General features: G+C 62.4%; 14 protein-coding genes and 1 pseudogene. 5 read left to right on the forward strand and 10 right to left on the reverse strand.

Annotated elements, in window-relative coordinates; all coding sequences use genetic code 11:
* Positions 1-745, reverse strand: a pseudogene (locus C7C56_RS18985) (hypothetical protein); the annotation flags it as partial.
* Between the two features lie 391 nt (positions 746-1136).
* On the opposite strand from C7C56_RS18985, the gene C7C56_RS18990 reads away from it, so the two are divergent.
* A complete protein-coding gene (locus tag C7C56_RS18990) occupies positions 1137-3494 on the forward strand; it encodes a DNA internalization-related competence protein ComEC/Rec2 (protein ID WP_106758940.1) in 2358 nt (785 codons plus the stop codon).
* A gap of 67 nt (positions 3495-3561) precedes the next feature.
* Here the strand turns inward: C7C56_RS18990 and C7C56_RS18995 are convergent, their stop codons facing one another.
* Positions 3562-4587 (reverse strand): hypothetical protein, encoded by a 1026-nt coding sequence (locus tag C7C56_RS18995; RefSeq protein WP_146204552.1) that lies wholly within the window; start codon positions 4585-4587, stop codon positions 3562-3564.
* 238 nt (positions 4588-4825) lie between these two features.
* On the opposite strand from C7C56_RS18995, the gene C7C56_RS19000 reads away from it, so the two are divergent.
* Both C7C56_RS19000 and dcd read left to right on the forward strand, forming a co-directional pair.
* On the forward strand, positions 4826-5647 hold the full coding sequence (locus C7C56_RS19000) for an alpha/beta fold hydrolase (RefSeq protein WP_106758964.1): 822 nt from the start codon (positions 4826-4828) through the stop codon (positions 5645-5647).
* Between the two features lie 113 nt (positions 5648-5760).
* Positions 5761-6327: a dCTP deaminase gene (gene dcd / locus C7C56_RS19005; RefSeq protein WP_106758942.1), complete on the forward strand. Its 567-nt coding sequence runs from the start codon at positions 5761-5763 to the stop codon at positions 6325-6327.
* 64 nt (positions 6328-6391) lie between these two features.
* Here dcd and C7C56_RS19010 read toward each other — a convergent pair whose 3' ends face one another.
* The 5 genes from C7C56_RS19010 to C7C56_RS19030 form a co-directional block, all read right to left on the reverse strand.
* The gene (locus C7C56_RS19010) at positions 6392-6742 is read right to left on the reverse strand and encodes a hypothetical protein (protein ID WP_106758943.1); all 351 of its coding nucleotides are present in this window, start codon (positions 6740-6742) and stop codon (positions 6392-6394) included.
* A 60-nt stretch (positions 6743-6802) separates the two neighbouring features.
* The gene (locus tag C7C56_RS19015; RefSeq protein ID WP_106758965.1) at positions 6803-9055 is read right to left on the reverse strand and encodes an arginine/lysine/ornithine decarboxylase; all 2253 of its coding nucleotides are present in this window, start codon (positions 9053-9055) and stop codon (positions 6803-6805) included.
* Positions 9056-9329: 274 nt separating this feature from the next.
* Entirely contained in the window at positions 9330-9818 is a 489-nt protein-coding gene (locus C7C56_RS19020) for a dihydrofolate reductase (RefSeq protein ID WP_106758944.1), read from the reverse strand.
* Positions 9815-10609, reverse strand: coding sequence for a thymidylate synthase (locus tag C7C56_RS19025; RefSeq protein ID WP_106758945.1), 795 nt, complete (start codon positions 10607-10609; stop codon positions 9815-9817). The genes C7C56_RS19020 and C7C56_RS19025 overlap by 4 nt, the downstream gene beginning before the upstream one ends.
* Before the next feature lie 89 nt (positions 10610-10698).
* Positions 10699-12810, reverse strand: coding sequence for a carbohydrate-binding module family 20 domain-containing protein (locus C7C56_RS19030; RefSeq protein ID WP_229458865.1), 2112 nt, complete (start codon positions 12808-12810; stop codon positions 10699-10701).
* Between the two features lie 119 nt (positions 12811-12929).
* On the opposite strand from C7C56_RS19030, the gene C7C56_RS28995 reads away from it, so the two are divergent.
* On the forward strand, positions 12930-13079 hold the full coding sequence (locus C7C56_RS28995) for a hypothetical protein (protein WP_181373249.1): 150 nt from the start codon (positions 12930-12932) through the stop codon (positions 13077-13079).
* Positions 13080-13123: 44 nt separating this feature from the next.
* Here C7C56_RS28995 and C7C56_RS19035 read toward each other — a convergent pair whose 3' ends face one another.
* Together C7C56_RS19035 and C7C56_RS19040 are read right to left on the reverse strand one after the other, a co-directional pair.
* Complete coding sequence (locus C7C56_RS19035; protein WP_106758947.1) at positions 13124-13894, reverse strand: LytR/AlgR family response regulator transcription factor; 771 nt, start codon at positions 13892-13894, stop codon at positions 13124-13126.
* Positions 13887-14885, reverse strand: coding sequence for a sensor histidine kinase (locus tag C7C56_RS19040; RefSeq protein ID WP_181373250.1), 999 nt, complete (start codon positions 14883-14885; stop codon positions 13887-13889). The genes C7C56_RS19035 and C7C56_RS19040 overlap by 8 nt, the downstream gene beginning before the upstream one ends.
* A gap of 297 nt (positions 14886-15182) precedes the next feature.
* Here C7C56_RS19040 and C7C56_RS19045 point away from each other — a divergent pair, with 297 nt between their 5' ends.
* A complete protein-coding gene (locus C7C56_RS19045) occupies positions 15183-16133 on the forward strand; it encodes a nuclear transport factor 2 family protein (protein WP_106758949.1) in 951 nt (316 codons plus the stop codon).
* A gap of 117 nt (positions 16134-16250) precedes the next feature.
* Here C7C56_RS19045 and C7C56_RS19050 read toward each other — a convergent pair whose 3' ends face one another.
* Positions 16251-18095: an ABC transporter transmembrane domain-containing protein gene (locus C7C56_RS19050; RefSeq protein WP_106758950.1), complete on the reverse strand. Its 1845-nt coding sequence runs from the start codon at positions 18093-18095 to the stop codon at positions 16251-16253.
* Positions 18096-18099 lie beyond the last annotated feature (4 nt).

Here is an 18099-nt window from a genome sequence, read left to right on the forward strand (position 1 = left end):
GCACTTGGTTCTTGAGAACGCCCAGCATCTCAAATTTGAATTGCTGGCCAAAGTCTTCTTCAGATGCAAATGACGCGGGCAGTTTGGCAACGGCGCTTCGGCGAATTTTCTCGTATCCTTCCGGTTTCGCGATCACCAAGTCGAAATGGCTTGGCGCGCCGAACGTCTTCCAATAAAACCGCCACCACCGTCCGGAAAGAAAATTTGCCCGCAACTCGGGCGTGTCGCCATGCGTCAGCGAGAGCAATCGTTCAGCCACCTCGCGTGCCGGAACGCCATTGATCGTTTCGATGCGTCGCGCCACGAGCGGACTTGCCGCACCGCCCATCTCGGCGAGGATATAGACGTTGCCGTCGGCTTCGACGTGGACTTCAAACGGGAAGAATCCCGATCCACCGCGCAAATGTGCCTTGGCCTGTTGGTCGATGTCCGACAGCGAGACGAGCAGGTGGCCATCGGCGAAAACGGGGTTGAGCGCCGTAAGGACGCGCCATGTTTCATCGCTCGTCATCGGCTTTTCCAATTGCCGTTCCACGTCCATGAATGCTTGGTCGAGCCGTTTCATGTCGGCAGAATAGCTTGGGTCCGGGTGGGTTTTGTCGATCGCCTGCTTGAGAAACACGAAGTCCTCTTTCAACTGCGCGGGTGAAAAGGTGGTTGGTGGGACTTGGGTCTTCGCCGTTGATGCCGGCCAATGGCAAGCCAGGGCAAGAAAAAGTGCGACCTGACCGAATTTTTTGAGCACTAAGGAATCATCTTTCAGAAAATGTATCGATTGGCAATTGTGATCTGCATTATCTTTTTAGCAATTTTTATGCCAGTGCTCAACCCGCGGTTTGCCATTGGGAGAAGGAAAAACCGAAGTGCCTGTGCAGGTGTCCGCGGACGTCCGAGGCCAGCCGAGGGCAGCCGTTGGCGGAAATGACGGAGGAGGCGCGGGCCAGAGAGCGGGCGAGGGCGTGGGTCACGGAGCTGGCGCGGGGCCATAGGGCAGAAATGACTTCCCGCGGCCCCCCGTCATTCCTGCGAAGGCGGGAACCCAGCGCCTCTCCGCGCCGCTTACCTTAGACCCCAAGCAAATTCGCCACATGCCCGTCCGGGCACACTGGAGGTTTTTCCGCGATCGGCCGAAACCCATGCGCTGTGCGATCCTCGGTTTCGTCGCCGGTGCTGCCGTCTTGCAAAACGCCGCGGCGCTGCCAAGTGGCACAACGCTGGCGGCGCTGGTCGCGCTCGCCGTGCTGCTGTGCTTGTTGCGTCGATCGCTATGCGCGCTTGCCGCCGGCGCCTTGCTGGGTTTTTCCTGGGCCGCACTGCTGGCGCACCTGGCGCTGGCACCGCAACTGGCAAGGGCCGACGAAGGGCGCGACATCACCATTGTCGGCACCATCGACAGCCTGCCTCACCATTTCGGGCAGGGCGTACGCTTTCATTTCGCGGTTGAACGGGTACTCGGCGCGCGCATCGCGCTCCCGCCGCGCGTGGCGCTGGCGTGGTACAGCGGCTATCACCGCGCGGTATGGCAGGTTGGCGATGTGCGGCCCGGCGAGCGCTGGCAGCTTACGGTGCGCCTTAATAGGCCGCACGGCAACGCCAATCCCCATGGCTTCGACTACGAGGTCTGGCTGCTTGAACGGGGCCTGCGCGCCACCGGCTACGTGCGCGCCGAAGCGCGCTCGAACCGCCGGCTCGACGGTTTCGTGTTCAGCGCGGGCAACCTGGTCGAACGCGCCCGCGCGGCGCTGCGCGAACGGATCCTGCGCGCGTTGCAAGGCAAGCGCTATGCCGGCGTGATCGTCGCGCTGGTCGTCGGCGACCAGCGCGCCATCGAACAGTCCGACTGGGAAGTGTTCAACCGCACCGGGGTCGGCCACCTGATCTCGATCTCGGGATTGCACATCACCATGGTGGCCGGGCTGTTCGCCTGGCTGGCCTCGGCGCTGTGGCGCCGCTCCTTCTTTACGCAGGCGCAGTTGCCATTGCTGCTGCCGGCGCAAAAGGTCGCGGCGCTGGCGGGCGCGGGCATCGCCTTTCTTTATGTGTTGTTGGCCGGCTTTGGTGTGCCGGCGCAGCGCACGTTTTACATGCTGGCCGTGGTCGCGCTCGCGCTCTGGTGCGGGCGCATCACGAATGTGTCGCATGTGTTGTGCGCGGCGCTCGGCGCGGTGGTGCTGCTCGACCCCTGGGCCGTGCTGCAGCCGGGCTTTTGGCTCTCGTTCGGCGCCGTCGCCGTCATCCTCTACGCGACCACGGGGCGGATCGCGGTCGGCGACGGCGCGCTGCGCGAGGCGCTCAGGCTGGGCGTGCGCACCCAGTATGTGGTGACGTTGGGGCTGGTGCCGCTGACGATGTTGCTGTTCGCTCAGGTTTCGCTGGCCAGCCCGCTGGCCAATGCCTTGGCCATTCCGCTGATCAGCTTTGTGGTCACGCCGCTCGCGCTGGTGGGGAGCATGCTGCCCGCGCCGTTGTCGACCATGCTGCTGTGGCTGGCGCACCTCGTGGTCGAGGCGCTGGCCTTTGTGCTCGCCGGGATCAGCGCCAGCGACGTTGCGGTGTGGCACGCGCCGCTGCCGTCGGCGCCGGTGTTCTGCTTCGCACTGCTCGGCACCGTCTGGATGCTCGCGCCGCGCGGCTGGCCGCATCGCTGGCTCGGCGTCGTGTCGTGGCTGCCGCTGCTGGCGGGGCAGCCATCGCATCCGGCCGCTGGCAGCATGACGGTCACCGCGTTCGACGTGGGGCAGGGCACGGCGTTGCTGATCGAAACCAGCGGCCATCGCCTGTTGTACGACACGGGGCCCGCGTATTCGCCGGAGTCGAACGGCGGCAACCGGGTTATCGTCCCCTATTTGAAAGCGCGCGGCATAAGCCGTTTGGATGGCATGGTCGTCACACACAGCGATGTCGACCATTCGGGCGGCGCGCTCGCGATCATGCAAACGATTAAGGTAGGCTGGGTCGCGTCGTCGCTGTGGTTTGAACACCCGATTGTGCGCACCGCGGCGCTGCATCGGCGTTGCAGCGCCGGCCAGAGCTGGAATTGGGATGGTGTGCGCTTTGAGATGCTGCATCCGACCATTGCAAGTTATGACGATCCTGGCCTGAAGCCGAATGCACGCGGGTGCACCTTGCGCATCACCGCCAGGGCACATTCGCTGTTGCTGGCGGCCGATATCGAGGCGCTGCAAGAGGCGCAACTGGTCGCGGGGGCCGCCGGTTCGCTGCGCGCCAATGTGCTGCTCGCGCCACACCATGGCAGTGGCACCTCGTCGACACCAGCATTTTTGGCGGCGGTGCATCCGGAGTTGGCGTTGTTTCAGGTTGGATACCGCAACCGTTATAAGCATCCCAAGGCACAGGTATATGCACTTTATGGCGCGCGGGGCATCCGGCGCCTGCGTTCGGATCAGTCGGGGGCGATCAGCTTGCAGTTCGGGCCGGCCCTCAGCGCGCAGGAATATCGGGTTGTGCATGCGCGCTACTGGTACGGAAGATAGGAGCCCGATCTTATGCCTGGCCCACCCATGGCGGTTGCCGCTCTAACCGTGGACGCGCACGTCGATCTTATAGATTGAGCGCGCCACAGGGTATCCTGACAATGACTTTCATACCCCACATCTCCAACTGCTTGGCCTCTTTCTGATTGAAGGTCAGACCTTCAAGCCACTTTAGCAACGGGGCCCGCGCCGGATTGGACAGGTCGAATTCCTCCACGCTGTTCTGTTCGAAAGGACGGTAATACGTCACGCGCACATCGAACGGGCATGCCATTGTGCCAAAGTCGAAAACGGCTGGCAGGTCCAAGTCCTTGGCGTTGCCAAGCAACTCCACGAGGCTCAAATCGCGCATATAGGTTTTGGTGGTCTCGCCCAGGCTAAATTGGTAGCTGACGCGAGTCGTCACGGGTGAGGATTTCATGCACGGCAGGCGATAGCCTTGCACGAATTTTGCAACCCCATCGCGCAACGATTTGTGCGGCACCGCGGCGACCCATTCAACGCCCGGCGCTTTGTCGGGGGCCGTAAAGGTCAAGCGCGCGACCAGCTTGCCGGTATGCTCTTTTCTCATTGCCTCGAGCGGATAGGCTGGCTTGGAACCGGGCTGTTGGTGCACCAGGCACTTCACGATCTCGGCGCGCTCGTCATCGGCCGGGTCACGCGCCTTCGATTCGTAGATGCGGCGGTCACCATAGGGGATGAAGACGTAGTCCTGTAGCAGCGTCACCTTGCCCTCGCCGGCCTTCATGCATGGCACACGATAAGCGCGCACGTAATCGTTGACGATCTCGCTGAACGCCCCCGGTCCGACATCGACGTTGTTTTTACGGATTTTGACAGTGGGCTTGGCGTCGGGAGCATGGAATTCGAGTTCGACACTCACTTTGCCTTCTGCCTGTGCCTCCACTAGATCATCGGGGAACGCCGGTTTATCGGGCGAACCCGCTACGCGCGTCAGGCAGACAAGTGCCGGCGAAGGCGCGAGGTGAATCTCCTCGCTAAACGCCGCCCCGGGTAGCAGGAAAACCAGCAAGGTGGAGAGGAGTATTGCGGCGACGCGGCGGTCACCGCGGGGGAGTGTTGGAATTGTCATAAGCAAGCTTATCATCAACATTGTGGTTTGATAAGCTTTACCATTTCGCTCTCGAAGACGAGGCCAGCGTTCAGTTTGGGCCGGGCAACACCGCGGAAGAACCCCGTGTCACGCGCGCGCTACTGCTACGGACGCTGGGCCCGCGCGGCCTATCTCTAGTGCATTCCCTCTAATTGGCGAGGATGTCGCGAAAATCGGCCTTACAATTCAAGCCACTTTGAATCGAATCGCCCCCATGATGAACAAGCCAATACTGCATTTTTCCCACGGGAACAGCTTCCCCGGAGGGACTTACAGCAAGTTCCTGGACCGGCTACGTCCCCGGTACGATGTGCGCTCGGTCGACATGTTCGGCCACGACCCGGCCTATCCGGTGACCGACGGCTGGCCCGGCCTGGTTGCCGAGCTGATCGCCCAACTCGAGCAGTACAAGCAACCGGTGATTCTGCTCGGCCACTCCCTCGGCGGCATGCTCAGCATGATGGCGGCGCGCGAGCGGCCCGACCTGGCGCGCTGCGTGGTGATGCTCGATTCACCCGTGGTGGCCGGCTGGCGCGCGATGGTGTGGCGCACCGCAAAGGCGCTGGGCTTGTCCGAGCGCCTGTCGCCGGCCCAGTTTTCGGTCAGGCGCCGGTTTGTGTGGCCCGACACCGACAGCGCGCACGCCCATTTTGGCTCCAAAGACATTTTTGCGGCATGGGCGCCGGGGGTGCTGGCCGATTACCTCGAGCACGGCCTCAAGCCCCACCCCGAAGGCAAGCAGTTGCGCTTCTCGCGCGATGTCGAAAGCGCGATCTATTCGGGCTTGCCGCACCACATGGGCAGCGTGCTGCGGCGCCGCTTTCCGGTGCCGATCGGCTGTATCGCCGGCACCGCGTCGGTCGAAATGTCGCAGGCCGGGCTCGGCCCCACGCGCCGCCTGGTGCGCGACAATTTTGCCAAAATCGAGGGCGGGCACCTGTTTCCGATGGAATCGCCCGATCTGGCCGCCAAACTGACCCTCGACATGCTCGACAAGCTGCTCGAGCAGGCCCGGCAGCTTGCCGGCAAGGCCACGTAATTGTTTAGCTTTGGGGCACTTTTCGCGTAAAATCGCGGGATTCTGTTGCGCCGCCGCGCCCGGCGCCCGCGCAATTGCAGCTTCCTCCCGACATTTTTAGAAAAGCTCCCGCGATGACAATTAAAAGCGACAAATGGATCCGCCGCACGGCCGAGGCCACCGGCATGATCGAACCGTTCGAACCGCAACAAGTCCGCGAGGTCGATGGCAAAAAGATCATCTCGTACGGCACCTCGTCGTATGGCTACGACATCCGCTGCGCCGATGAATTCAAGATCTTCACGAATATCAACAGCACCATCGTCGACCCTAAAAACTTCGATCCGAATTCGTTCGTCGACATCAAGAGCGACGTCTGCATCATTCCGCCCAATTCGTTCGCGCTGGCGCGCACCATCGAATACTTCCGCATTCCGCGCAACGTGCTGACGATCTGCCTTGGCAAATCGACCTACGCGCGCTGCGGCATCATCGTCAACGTGACCCCGTTCGAGCCCGAGTGGGAAGGTTATGTGACGCTGGAGTTTTCCAACACCACGCCGCTGCCGGCCAAGATCTACGCGGGCGAGGGCTGCGCGCAGGTGCTGTTCTTTGAAAGCGATGAGGAGTGCGAGACCTCGTACAAGGACCGCGGCGGCAAGTATCAGGGCCAGCATGGCGTGACGCTGCCAAAAGCGTAATTAACAGCGCCCCCAAAAAAAGCCGTTCAGAAGACTGAACGGTTTTTTGTTTTGGGGCTGCGTTTCAGGCGAACCGCGCGTGGTGCGTGCGATGGCCGAGAAAAAATCCAATCGCCGCGCCGATGGCCCAGCCGATAGGCGTTATCAGGAATGGAGCGCCAATCGCCACCAGGCCCCACAACGACTTCAGCATACCGCTGCTGTCGGAATTCGATGGCATCGCCGCCAGCGCAGGCATCAGAAAGAACCAAAGTGCTGCGTTGGCGACGATGAATCCCACAGTCGCCCACAGCGCGATGCGCCACACGTACTGCCAAGCGTCGGCGCAACTTGGAATAAGGCGGCACGCGACCATGGCGGCGCCAGCGACCAACAGCCAGACGACAAAGACCGGCAGGATGATGAAATAGGCCATTCGCTTGGATCGGCTGAAAAAATAGACCACGCCACGGCTTGTGGCGAGGTACCGGCAAACTTACTGGCGCACGCAATCGACGAAGTAGCCGATCTTGCCGTCCACCTCGCGCTTGACCAGGCCGTGCACATCGGTCTCGAAGCCCGAAAAGCGCTCGTTGAAGTCGCGTGCGAAGCGCAGGTAGTCGACGATGGTCTTGTTGAAGCGCTCGCCCGGGATCAGCAGCGGAATGCCCGGCGGGTAGGGCGTCAGCAGGATCGCGGTGATGCGTCCCTCGAGGTCCTCGATCGCCACGCGGTCGATTTCGCGGTGCGCCATTTTGGCAAACGCGTCCGACGGCTTCATGGCCGGGATCATGTCGGACAGGTACATCTCGGTCGTCAGGCGCGCCACGTCGTAGGCCTTGTAGAAGTCGTGGATCTGCTGGCACAGGTCGCGCAGGCCCATCGACTCGTAGCGTGGGTTGGTCTGCGCGAACTCGGGCAGGATGCGCCACATCGGCTGGTTCTTGTCGTAGTCGTCCTTGAACTGCTGCAGCGCCGTCACCAGCGTGTTCCAGCGGCCCTTGGTGATCCCGATCGTGAACATGATGAAGAACGAATACAGGCCGCACTTCTCGATGATCACGCCGTGCTCGGCGAGGTATTTGGTCACGATCGACGCCGGAATGCCGGTCTCGCCGAACACGCCGTCGAGCGTCAGGCCCGGCGTCACCACCGTGGCCTTGATCGGGTCGAGCATGTTGAAGCCCGGGGCCAGATTGCCGAAACCGTGCCAGTCGTCCTCGGCGCGGATCATCCAGTCGTCCTGGGTGCCGATGCCTTCTTCGCTGAAGGTGTCCGGGCCCCAGACCTGGAACCACCAGTCCTGGCCGAATTCGGCGTCGACCTTGCGCATCGCGCGGCGGAAGTCCAGTGCTTCAAAGATCGACTCCTCGACCAGCGCGGTGCCGCCCGGCGCCTCCATCATGGCGGCGGCGACGTCGCACGAGGCGATGATCGAATACTGCGGCGAGGTCGAGGTGTGCATTAGGTACGCCTCGTTGAAGGCGTCGCGGTCAAGCTTGACGGTCTCGGACTCGCGCACCAGCACCTGCGAGGCCTGCGACAGGCCGGCCAGCAGTTTGTGGGTCGACTGGGTCGAGAAGATCATCGACTCTTTGGCGCGCGGGCGGTCGCGCCCGATCGCGTGCATGTTCTTGTAGAAGTCGTGGAAGGTCGCATGCGGCAGCCACGCCTCGTCGAAGTGCAGGGTGTCGATCTTGCCGTCCAACATTTCGCGCAGCGTCTCGACGTTGTAGACCACGCCGTCGTAGGTCGACTGGGTGATGGTCAAGATGCGCGGCTTCTTGTTGACGGCGTTGCGGGCGAACGGGTTCGCTTCGATCTTGCGGGCGATGCTCTCGGGCGTGAATTCCTCGAGCGGGATCGGGCCGATGATGCCGAGGTGGTTCCGGGTCGGCATCAGGAACACGGGAATTGCGCCGCACATGATGATCGAGTGCAGGATCGACTTGTGGCAGTTTCGGTCGACCACGACGATGTCGCCGGGGGCGACCGTCGAGTGCCAGACCATCTTGTTCGAGGTCGAGGTGCCGTTGGTGACGAAGTAGCAGTGGTCGGCGTTGAAGATGCGGGCCGCGTTGCGCTCGGACTTGGCGACCGGGCCGGTGTGGTCGAGCAGCTGGCCGAGTTCCTCGACCGCGTTGCAGACGTCGGCGCGCAGCATGTTCTCGCCGAAGAACTGGTGGAACATCTGGCCGATCGGCGACTTCAGGAAGGCCACGCCGCCCGAGTGGCCCGGGCAGTGCCACGAATAGGAGCCGTCGTTGGCGTAGTTGACCAGCGCGCGGAAGAACGGCGGCGCCAGGCCGTCGAGGTAGGACTTGGCCTCGCGGATGATGTGGCGCGCGACGAATTCGGGCGTGTCCTCGAACATGTGGATGAAGCCGTGCAGCTCGCGCAGCACGTCGTTCGGAATGTGGCGCGAGGTGCGCGTCTCGCCGTAGATGTAGATCGGGATGTCGGAGTTCTTGTGGCGGATCTCCTGCACAAAGGCGCGCAGCGCGGTCAGCGCGAAGTTGGTCTCCTCGACCGAGCCGCCGCCGAATTCCTCGTCGTCGATCGACAGCACGAAGGCCGAGGCGCGCGACTGCTGCTGGGCGAACTGGGACAGGTCGCCGTAGCTGGTCAGGCCGAGCACTTCCATGCCTTCCTTTTCCATTGCGGCGGCAAGCGCGCGGATGCCGAGGCCGGAGGTGTTCTCGGAACGGAAGTCCTCGTCGATGATAACAATAGGAAAACGAAATTTCATGTGCGGCTCCAAAGCGAAGCGCCGCGAGGAACTGCCACGCCAGAATTGGCGGAACGTCGCTCACGGCACCGATAGAAAACAAGATGCGGATTTTCGCAGAAATGCGCGTGATCCGGTGAAAAAACTTTTGTTAGAGTATCCACAACAGTCACATGGTGTCGCACTGCTGGGTTTGCCCCGCCATAAAAGCACAATCTGGCGCCACACTTGACGGCCGATCCGGCGCAAAAGACGCTGGTCAAGGTATGCGCGGCTACCCCGGCAGCGGCGCGCCTTAAGCGCGCCGTTCCAGCGTCACGAAGGAGAAATCGAAGCCGTTCGCCTCGGAATGGTGCGCCTCGCGCGCTATCTCCTGCCAGACGTTCGGGTCGATCGCCGGAAAAAACGTGTCGCAGGCGAAGGTGTGGTCGATCTCGGTGACGATCATGCGGCCGGCCAGGTCCATCGATTCGGCAAAGATTTGCGCCCCGCCGATGATAAACGCCGGCGTCCCGCCCGCCAGCGCGATGGCCGCGTCGAGCGAGCCGACCGACTCGACCCCGTCGTGGCGCCAGTCCGGATTGCGCGTGATGACGATATTGCGCCGGTTCGGCAGCGGACGGCCGATCGAATCGAAGGTTTTGCGCCCCATGATGATCGGGTGGCCCGAGGTGACGCGCTTGAAATGCGCCAGGTCTTCGGGCAACCGCCACGGCAGCGTGTTGTTGACGCCGATACCGCGCTCGGCGTCGATCGCCACGACGATGGTCAATTGCGGGTTCATACGGCGATCGGCGCCTTGATGCCCGGGTGCGATTGATAATCGACGATCTCGAAATCCTCGAATTTATAATCGAACAGCGTGTCCGGCTTGCGCTTGAGCACCAGCTTGGGCAAGGGCAGGGTGTCGCGCGACAGTTGCAGGTCGACCTGGTCGAGATGGTTCGAATAGATATGGCAGTCGCCGCCGGTCCAGACGAATTCGCCCACTTCGAGGTTCGCTTGCTGGGCCATCATGTGCAGCAGCAGCGCGTACGAGGCGATATTGAACGGCACCCCGAGGAAGATGTCGGCGCTGCGCTGGTAAAGCTGGCACGAGAGCTTGCCCTCGGCGACATAAAATTGGAACAGCGCGTGGCACGGCGGCAGTTTCATCTGGCCGATGTCGGCCACGTTCCATGCCGAGACCATCAGGCGGCGCGAATCGGGATTGGTCTTGATCTGATCGAGGACCTGGCTGATCTGGTCGATATGGCCGCCGTCCGGCGTCGGCCAGTTGCGCCACTGGTAGCCGTAGATCGGGCCGAGATTGCCTTGCTCGTCGGCCCACTCGTTCCATATCGAGACGCCATTTTCCTTGAGGTAGGCGATGTTGGTGGAACCGGCAAGGAACCAGATCAATTCGTGGATGATCGACTTCAGATGCAGTTTCTTGGTTGTCACGAGCGGGAAACCATCGGCCAGATCGAAGCGCATCTGGTAGCCGAAAACGGACAGCGTGCCGGTGCCGGTGCGGTCTGTTTTTTTGGTGCCATGTTCTTTCACATGGCGCATGAATTCAAGATATTGGCGCATGGGCGATATTTTAACTGATGGCGCCCCGCCGCGGAAAAACGCCCCGCCAAGGCGGGGCGCCGGGCAATGCTTCCGGAGTCAACGACTCCTTATTGGCGGAACGCGCTGACAGGAACGGTGTACGGCGCGCTGCCGCATGCCGGCACTGTGATCACCCGGTTGGCGCCGGTTTCCCACTGCAGCGGCCTGACGCCTTTCTTGATGTACTTGTACTGGTAGGTGGTGCCCGCATTCAGGTTGCGCGATACTTTCCACAGGGGCCAGGCGGTGCCAGGCAGCTTGGTAGCCGTGGCGGTGTCCCAATTGCCCAGTTCGGTGCCACTGCCGGTCAGGTACACATCCTGCCCGACGACGGTGGTGTTGTCGGTCACCTGGAAGTTGATCTGCACCTGGCAAGTTCCTAGTGCCAGGGTCTTCACCTCCAGCGCCGGGCTGCTTGGCCCCGAACTGTTGTTGGCGTTGTCGACCGCCGACACCGTGAACCGATAAACCGTATTCGGCAGCAGACCGTTGGCGGTGAAGCTGGTGCCGGCGGTGAAAGCGGGAGCGCCGCCGTCGCGCACCACGTTGTAGCCCTTCATGCCGCTGCCGCCCGCATTGTCGGTCGAGGCATTCCAGCGCAGGGAGATACTGTTGCTGCCGACCAGGGTGGTGGCAAGGCCGGTTGGCACCGATGGCGGCGTGATGTCGCCGGTAACCGCACCGATCTTCTGGCCGGCGTGGATCGCGACGGCGGGAATGCCGGCGCCATTCATGCCGGGGATGTTCAGGTTGGCGGTGCCGTCGGCATGGACGGTGACGACGTCGGCCGAACAGGCGGTCTTGGTCGAATTCAACAAGCCATTGATGACGTTGCAATACTGGCCTTGCGCCATCCCGGTCCTGAAGGTCGCGACCCACGCATTGCCGTCGTCGCGGTTGATGGCGAGAAAGCCGCGGTCGCCGCGATGGAAGGCGACCCGGTCGCCGCCGTTGGTGGTCCAGTCGTCGATCTGCCACTTGCCCTGGGTCTGGTTGCGGAACTCAACCATATTGCTGATTTCGCGCCAGCGGTGCTGCTGGTCCCAGTTGGTAAAATTGGGTGTGCCGTTGACGTAGATGTTTCCGGTCGGGACGGCGGTGGTGTCGTCGGCCTGGTTGCCGGTCAGTTTGAAGCCGGACTGCAATTGCGGCTGGCCGTACGGGTAGGCGAGCATGAAGATGTTGGCCAGGTTGAACAGCTTGCCGCTGTTGCGTGAGGTCAGCGAATCGTTGTGGCGTTCGAGGTCGTGGTTGCTCACGAACACGGTGGCGTCGCGGCTGGCGTACAGGCCGCGCGGATTCGGGCTCGTGTCGTTGATCGGCAACATATTGGCCAGTTGCGAGATCGAGGTGCCGTTGCGGTTGAACGTGTCGCGCATCACGTCCTTGTACTTGAATTCGTTCATCGAGCCGAGGCTGAAGTAAATCGCGCGCTCGGTGCTGTCGATCGGGCCGAAGCCGCCGTAGATTTCGCCCGTCACCCATGGTTTGGTCATGCCGAAGGCGCTCGCCGTGGCGCTGTTGAGGGGGCCGGCGATGGTGAGCATCGCCTTGAGGTCGTTGGCGGCGATGTGTTTGGCGGCGTCGATGCGGAAACCGGCCACGCCCAGGCTCAGCAGGTCTTTCAGGTAGGCGCCGGTGGCCTGGCGCACCTTGTCGGACCCCGTGCGCAGGTCGGGCAGGTCGCCGCCCAACCAGCAGTCGTGCACGTTGGTGGCGCTGCTGTCATTGATGTCGCAGCGCGGGTGGAAGTCGGCGCTCCCGTAACCGGGGCCCGGGTAGTAGGATGCGCCGTTGTAGCTGCTGCCCGCCTCGCCGGTGCCGGTGCCGTTGGCCATGTGGTTGAGCACGACGTCGGCATAGATGGCGACGCCGGCGTTACGGCAGGTGTTGACCATGTCGGCCAATTGCTGGCGCGTGCCCAGGCGGCCGTCGAGCCGGTAGCTGGCGGGCTGGTAGCGCTCCCACCATTGGTTGGTGTTGCCCTTGGCCTCGGACGGCACCGAGATCTGGATCGCGCTGAAGCCGGCAGGTTTGAGCGCCTGGGTGCACTCCTGCGCGATGTCGGTGTATTTCCATTCGAACAGATTGACATACACCTGGCCCGGCGCGGCATGGGCCTCTAGCGGGCTTGCAAAACAGGCCGCAACGCTTGCCGCCATCAGTGCTTTGTTGAACACGATTTTCAAAGCTGTCTCCTTGATTTTTTATAGGAATAATTTTTTGTCATGGCGGCCGGTCCATTCGCGCTGCGGGCCGGCCCGCCAGCGTGCCATTCGCAGCGTTGGAAAAACGATGAATGAATGATAACGCGGTTTTATTGTCGCGTAGTTTTACTACCAAAACAATCGAAATTCGTGATTTCGATGGTGCTTTGCAACACGGTTTGAGTAATATCAAGGGCTGGTCGTTGGGAAGGGGCGGTGCGGGACTTGCTGAGGGGTTGTAGCTATACTACCATTTGGTGCGTCTGAGAATGTTTCCGACGGGTTGCTAGACCAGGTCGTCGAGGGCGCTGCGGTAGTTTCGGCTCAGCGTAAGGCGGCTGCCGTCACTCATCATGACCAGGCTGTCGCCACCGAACCAGGGCAGGATTTTGCGCACATGGTCCAGGTTGACGATGTGGGAGCGATGGATGCGCCGAAACAAGGCCGGCTCCAGGCGCTCGAGCATGCCCACCATCGTTTCGCGAACCTGATAGTGTTCCTCCTTGGCGTGCAGGCGGACGTAGTTCTTCTCCGCGGTGACATACATGATGTCGGCCGTCTTGATCAACTGTTGCGATTCACCTACACGGACCAGAATGCGCTCGCTGACATTGCTTGCGCAGGCCAGTCGGCTCAATACGCCGGCCAGCTCGGCGTGCGATTCGGCAAGGTCGCCCGAACGCAGTCGCGCGCGCGCCTTTGCCACCGCCCGCGCAAAGCGGGGGCGGGCGAAGGGCTTGAGTAGGTAGTCGATCGCATTGGCGTCGAATGCGGCGACCGCGTAGTGGTCGAAGGCGGTGGCGAATATGGTCGCAGGCATGCGCCCGACACCGATCTTTTCGAGAACCTGCAGCCCCGTGTATTCGGGCATTTCAACGTCGAGGAACACGAGGTCCGGCGCCAGCTGCTCGATCGCGAGGCAGGTCGCCCGGCCGTCGCGGCACTCGGCGACCACGACCATATCGGTCTCGTCGGCGAGAAACTGCAGCAAGCGCCTGCGCGCCGAGGTCTCGTCGTCAGCGATCAGCACGCGGATCGGCGTGTCGGCCCTATGCATACGCCCGCTCGCCGAGGGCCGCTTGTGGAATGCGCAGGCGCGCGATCGTGCGCGTGTTCTCGCGTATCAGGTCGAAGTGTTTGCCGCCGCCGTAAAGGGCGTCGAGCCGCTCGCGCGTGTTGCGCAGCCCGATCCCGAAGCCCTTTTGCGCCTCCAGTGTGGCGGGCGCGTCGTCTTCGACCTCAAGCAGCATGTCGTGACCGTCGGCATGGGCGCGGATGGCGATGCTGCCGCCGTCCCCGCGCGGGGCGACACCATACTTGATCGCGTTCTCGACGAGCGGCTGCAGGATAAACGGGGGAATCTCAAACCCGAGCAAGGCGTCGGGGATGTGCCAGCTGATTCTAAGCCGTTCTTCAAAGCGGATCTTTTCGATGTCGAGATAGGCTTCGATAAAGCCGATCTCCTGCCTGAGAGTGACGACCGGGCTCCCGACCTCTTGCAGGGAGATGCGCAGCAGTTCGCTGAGGCGGTTGAGCATCCGGTCGGCGGTGTCGACGTCGTAGTGCATCAGCGAGGCGATTGCGTGCAGGGTGTTGAACAAAAAGTGCGGCTGCAACTGGATCTTCAGGCTTTGCAGCTGGGCGTGGACGAGCGCCGCCTTGTGCTCGGCCACTTGCAATTCGCGCTGCCGCGACAGCTTTTGCGCATCATGCATCTGGACCACGCCAAGAAAGCAGAAGTAGGTCAGCATGCCAAGGTGGAAGCACGTCTCGAAGGCAACTTGCATCACGCTCAAGAAGGACAGCCTCGCGCCCGTTCCCGTGATCTCGAAAAAGACGAGGTGGCCCAGCGTGATAACGAACTGCGTGAAAAGCGCGCCCACCACCAGATGAAACAGCCATGCCCGCCAATGCCGGCGCACGGGATAGCGGCGCATGAGCGGCATCGCCAATATGCCGACCAAGGCCCATACGGCGAAATGCGACACGCTGAAGACCAGTACGGTTTTCCAGTAGGCGCTCGCAAAGTTGAGCGAAAAGTTATACAAGCAGGCCAGCGCCCACGCGCCCCAATAGATCGGAGGCGGAAGTCTAAGTCGAAGCATCGTTTTTGTTGAAAACCGCTCGTAAAGGTGGTGGCAAGTGCCTGTCTGCCAATGGATTGAGTGTAAAGCGCTTCATGTGTGCCCTTGATTCCGACCATCACGCGAATCACACGGCTCGTCCCAGCATCGTCCCACATGGATTGCCGATGATGCAAGCTTGGCACACATCAGGCCAGGTCCGGTATCCCGAAACCCCGCTTGATTCAGGTTTTTCCACCACTCATATCAGAAAGATCACGCATGAAATCGCCACAACGTAAAACCCCCGTAATTCTGCTTTCCCTCGCGCTTTCGGCATTGTCCTGCCTGCCGGTTTCGGCCGCGCCGGCGCTGTACAAGCAAGTGCAAAATGTTGAAGCGAGTAACAAAGCCGTGGTCAGGCAGTTGTCGGAGGCAATGCTCGGCGGGACCGACATCCAAGCGCTGGGCAAATACTTCGCACCGAATTTGATCGCGCATGATCCCACAGTGGCCAACGGCCGTACCGGCATGCTGATGGCTATCGAGTCGCTGCGCCAGACCCTGCCAGGGCAGGCCTTGACGGTGAAGCATATTCTCGGCGACCGCGACATGGTGATGGTGCACTCGCATATCTCGGCCACGCCCGCGAACGAAAAGAGCGGTTTGAACCGGCTCGATGTCTACCGGCTTGACAAGGGCGTCATCGTCGAGCATTGGGCGGTGCGTGCCAAGGCGCCGACCTGGTCGGCCAGTGGAAACTCGGCGTTCAGCGATTTGTACCAGTACGCGACGACGCCGCCGGTGTTGTCCGACGAGCAGGTCGAGGGCAATCGCTTGCTGGTGAAGGGATTGTCGGAGGAGGTTTTCGGCAAGCAGAATTTCGGCTTGCTCAATCGGCTTTGGCATGTGAACTACATCCAGCACAATCCGAATGTGGGCAATGGCCGCGCCGCGCTCGCCAGCGTGATCCACTATATTTCAACGCCTGGGGCGGGATACCGTGTGGTGCATTCGATGGCGGATGGCGACATCGCGGCCGCATGCGCGCAGATCACGCCGGTGGGGGCCAACCACAGTGACGAATTCGCCGGCGGGATGGTTTGCGATTTGTATCGGGTGGTGAACTTTGAGCTGGTGGAGCACTGGGATATTTACCAGTCCACGCCGTCGTCGACGGTGAGCGGGAACTCGATGTTCAGCAAGCTGTATCGGGGCAATCAGGGGAATTAAGCGCATCCGGTTTCCAAGCCTGAAGGTTTGAAATCGGGATGTAAGCAAACTCAGTATGGGGCAAACGCATGCGTTTGCCCCCTCGCGCGAACAAAAGTATTGTGCAATTGGTGAATATCAGACGTCGGTAATTTCATGCATCATGTGCCCGCTGTGGAACTGCAGCGCGGCGAGGTTTGCGTAGATCCCGCCCAAGGCCACCAGCGCCGCGTGCGTGCCGGTCTCGACGATCTGGCCGTCCTCCATCACGATGATGCGGTCGGCGCGCTGCACCGTCGCCAATCTGTGCGCGATGATCACCGTCGTGCGCCCGACCATGGCCGCCTCAAGCGCAGCCTGCACCAGGCGCTCCGATTCGGCGTCGAGCGCGCTGGTCGCCTCGTCGAGCAGCAGCAACGGCGGATTCTTGAGCAAGGCGCGCGCGATCGCGATGCGCTGCCGCTGGCCACCCGACAAGCGCACGCCGCGCTCGCCCAAAAACGAGTTGTACCCATCGGGCAAGCGCGCGATGAACTCATGCGCCGCCGCCATCCGCGCCGCCGCGATCACCTCGGCGTCGGTCGCGCCGGCGCGGCCGTAGCGGATGTTTTCCATCGCGTCGGTCGAGAAGATGACCGTGTCTTGCGGCACGATGCCGATCGCGTCGCGCAGCGCGTGCAGGTCGAGCTGGCGGATGTCGACGCCGTCGAGCGTGATGGTGCCGCTCTGCGGATCGTAAAAACGCAGGAACAGCTGGAACAGGGTGGTCTTGCCGGCGCCCGAAGATCCGACCACGGCCACCGTCTCGCCGGGCTTGATCGACAGCGACAGGTGCGACAGGGCCGCCGTGTCGGGCCGCGACGGGTAGGAGAACATCACGTTTTTGAGTTCGAGCGCGGCGCCGCTGGCAGAGCGCGGCGGCAGGGCGAGCGGCTTGGGCGGGTTCTCGATGCGCGATTTGGCCGCGAGCAGTTCGAGCAGCCGTTCGGTGGCGCCGGCGGCGCGCTGGGCCTCGCCCATCACCTCCGACAAGGCCCCGATCGCGCCCGACACGATGGCCGCGTACAAAATGAACTGGCCAAGGTCGCCGCCGGTCATGGTCCCGGCCAGCACCGCGTGCGCGCCCAGCCAAAGCACGAACACGATGGTGCCGAAAATGAGCACGATCGCCACCACGGTCAGCACGGCGCGCGCGCGGATGCGCCGCATCGCCGTCTCGAACGCGTTTTCGACCGACGCGCCAAAGCGGTTCGACTCGATGCGCTCGTGCGTGAAGGCCTGCACGGTCGGCATGGCGTTGAGGATCTCGCCGGCGATCGCCGAGGCGTCGGCGATCCGGTCCTGCGAATCGCGCGAGAGCTTGCGCACGCGCCGCCCGACCAGCACGATCGGCACCACCACCAGCACCAGCAGGCCCAAAATGATGGCCGTCAGTTTGGGGCTGGTCACGAACAACATCACCAGGCCGCCGATGAACAGCAGCACATTGCGCAGCGCCATCGAGATGCTGGTCCCGACCACGGCCTGGATCAGGGTGGTGTCGGTGGTGATGCGCGAGAGGACCTCGCCGCTCTGGGTGGTCTCGAAAAACTCGGGACTCTGGCTCACCACATGGCTGTAGACGGCGCTGCGCATGTCGGCCGTGACGCGCTCGCCGAGCCACGAGACGATGTAAAAGCGCGCCGCCGTCGCCAGCGCCAGCACGGTGGCCACGGCGAACAGGGCGAGGAAGGTCGCGTTGACGTTGTCGACGCTGCTCACGCCCGCGCTGGCGCCGAAGCCCTGGTCGATCATGCGCTTGAAGGCGTACGGGATGGTCAGCGTGGCGCCGGCGGCGACGGTGAGCGCCACGCCGGCCAGCGCGAACTGGCGCTTGTACGGGCGCAAAAAGGGCAGCAGGCCCTTGAAGGCGGCGAGGCTGCCCTTGCGGCTTTCTTCGGACGGTGTTTTGGTGCTGGTGGAGCTGGTGGAGCTGTTGGTCATCGTG

The sequence above is a fragment of the Massilia glaciei genome, from assembly GCF_003011895.2.
GTDB lineage: Bacteria > Pseudomonadota > Gammaproteobacteria > Burkholderiales > Burkholderiaceae_D > Telluria_A > Telluria_A glaciei.

Excerpts from the sequence above, each read along its gene's own strand:
- C7C56_RS18990 (WP_106758940.1), top strand. The coding sequence starts at position 1,137 with ATGCGCTGTGCGATCCTCGGTTTCGTCGCCGGTGCTGCCGTCTTGCAA.
- C7C56_RS18995 (WP_146204552.1), bottom strand. The coding sequence starts at position 4,587 with ATGACAATTCCAACACTCCCCCGCGGTGACCGCCGCGTCGCCGCAATA.
- C7C56_RS19000 (WP_106758964.1), top strand. The coding sequence starts at position 4,826 with ATGAACAAGCCAATACTGCATTTTTCCCACGGGAACAGCTTCCCCGGA.
- dcd (WP_106758942.1), top strand. The coding sequence starts at position 5,761 with ATGACAATTAAAAGCGACAAATGGATCCGCCGCACGGCCGAGGCCACC.
- C7C56_RS19010 (WP_106758943.1), bottom strand. The coding sequence starts at position 6,742 with ATGGCCTATTTCATCATCCTGCCGGTCTTTGTCGTCTGGCTGTTGGTC.
- C7C56_RS19015 (WP_106758965.1), bottom strand. The coding sequence starts at position 9,055 with ATGAAATTTCGTTTTCCTATTGTTATCATCGACGAGGACTTCCGTTCC.
- C7C56_RS19020 (WP_106758944.1), bottom strand. The coding sequence starts at position 9,818 with ATGAACCCGCAATTGACCATCGTCGTGGCGATCGACGCCGAGCGCGGT.
- C7C56_RS19025 (WP_106758945.1), bottom strand. The coding sequence starts at position 10,609 with ATGCGCCAATATCTTGAATTCATGCGCCATGTGAAAGAACATGGCACC.
- C7C56_RS28995 (WP_181373249.1), top strand. The coding sequence starts at position 12,930 with ATGAATGATAACGCGGTTTTATTGTCGCGTAGTTTTACTACCAAAACA.
- C7C56_RS19035 (WP_106758947.1), bottom strand. The coding sequence starts at position 13,894 with ATGCATAGGGCCGACACGCCGATCCGCGTGCTGATCGCTGACGACGAG.
- C7C56_RS19045 (WP_106758949.1), top strand. The coding sequence starts at position 15,183 with ATGAAATCGCCACAACGTAAAACCCCCGTAATTCTGCTTTCCCTCGCG.
- C7C56_RS19050 (WP_106758950.1), bottom strand. The coding sequence starts at position 18,095 with ATGACCAACAGCTCCACCAGCTCCACCAGCACCAAAACACCGTCCGAA.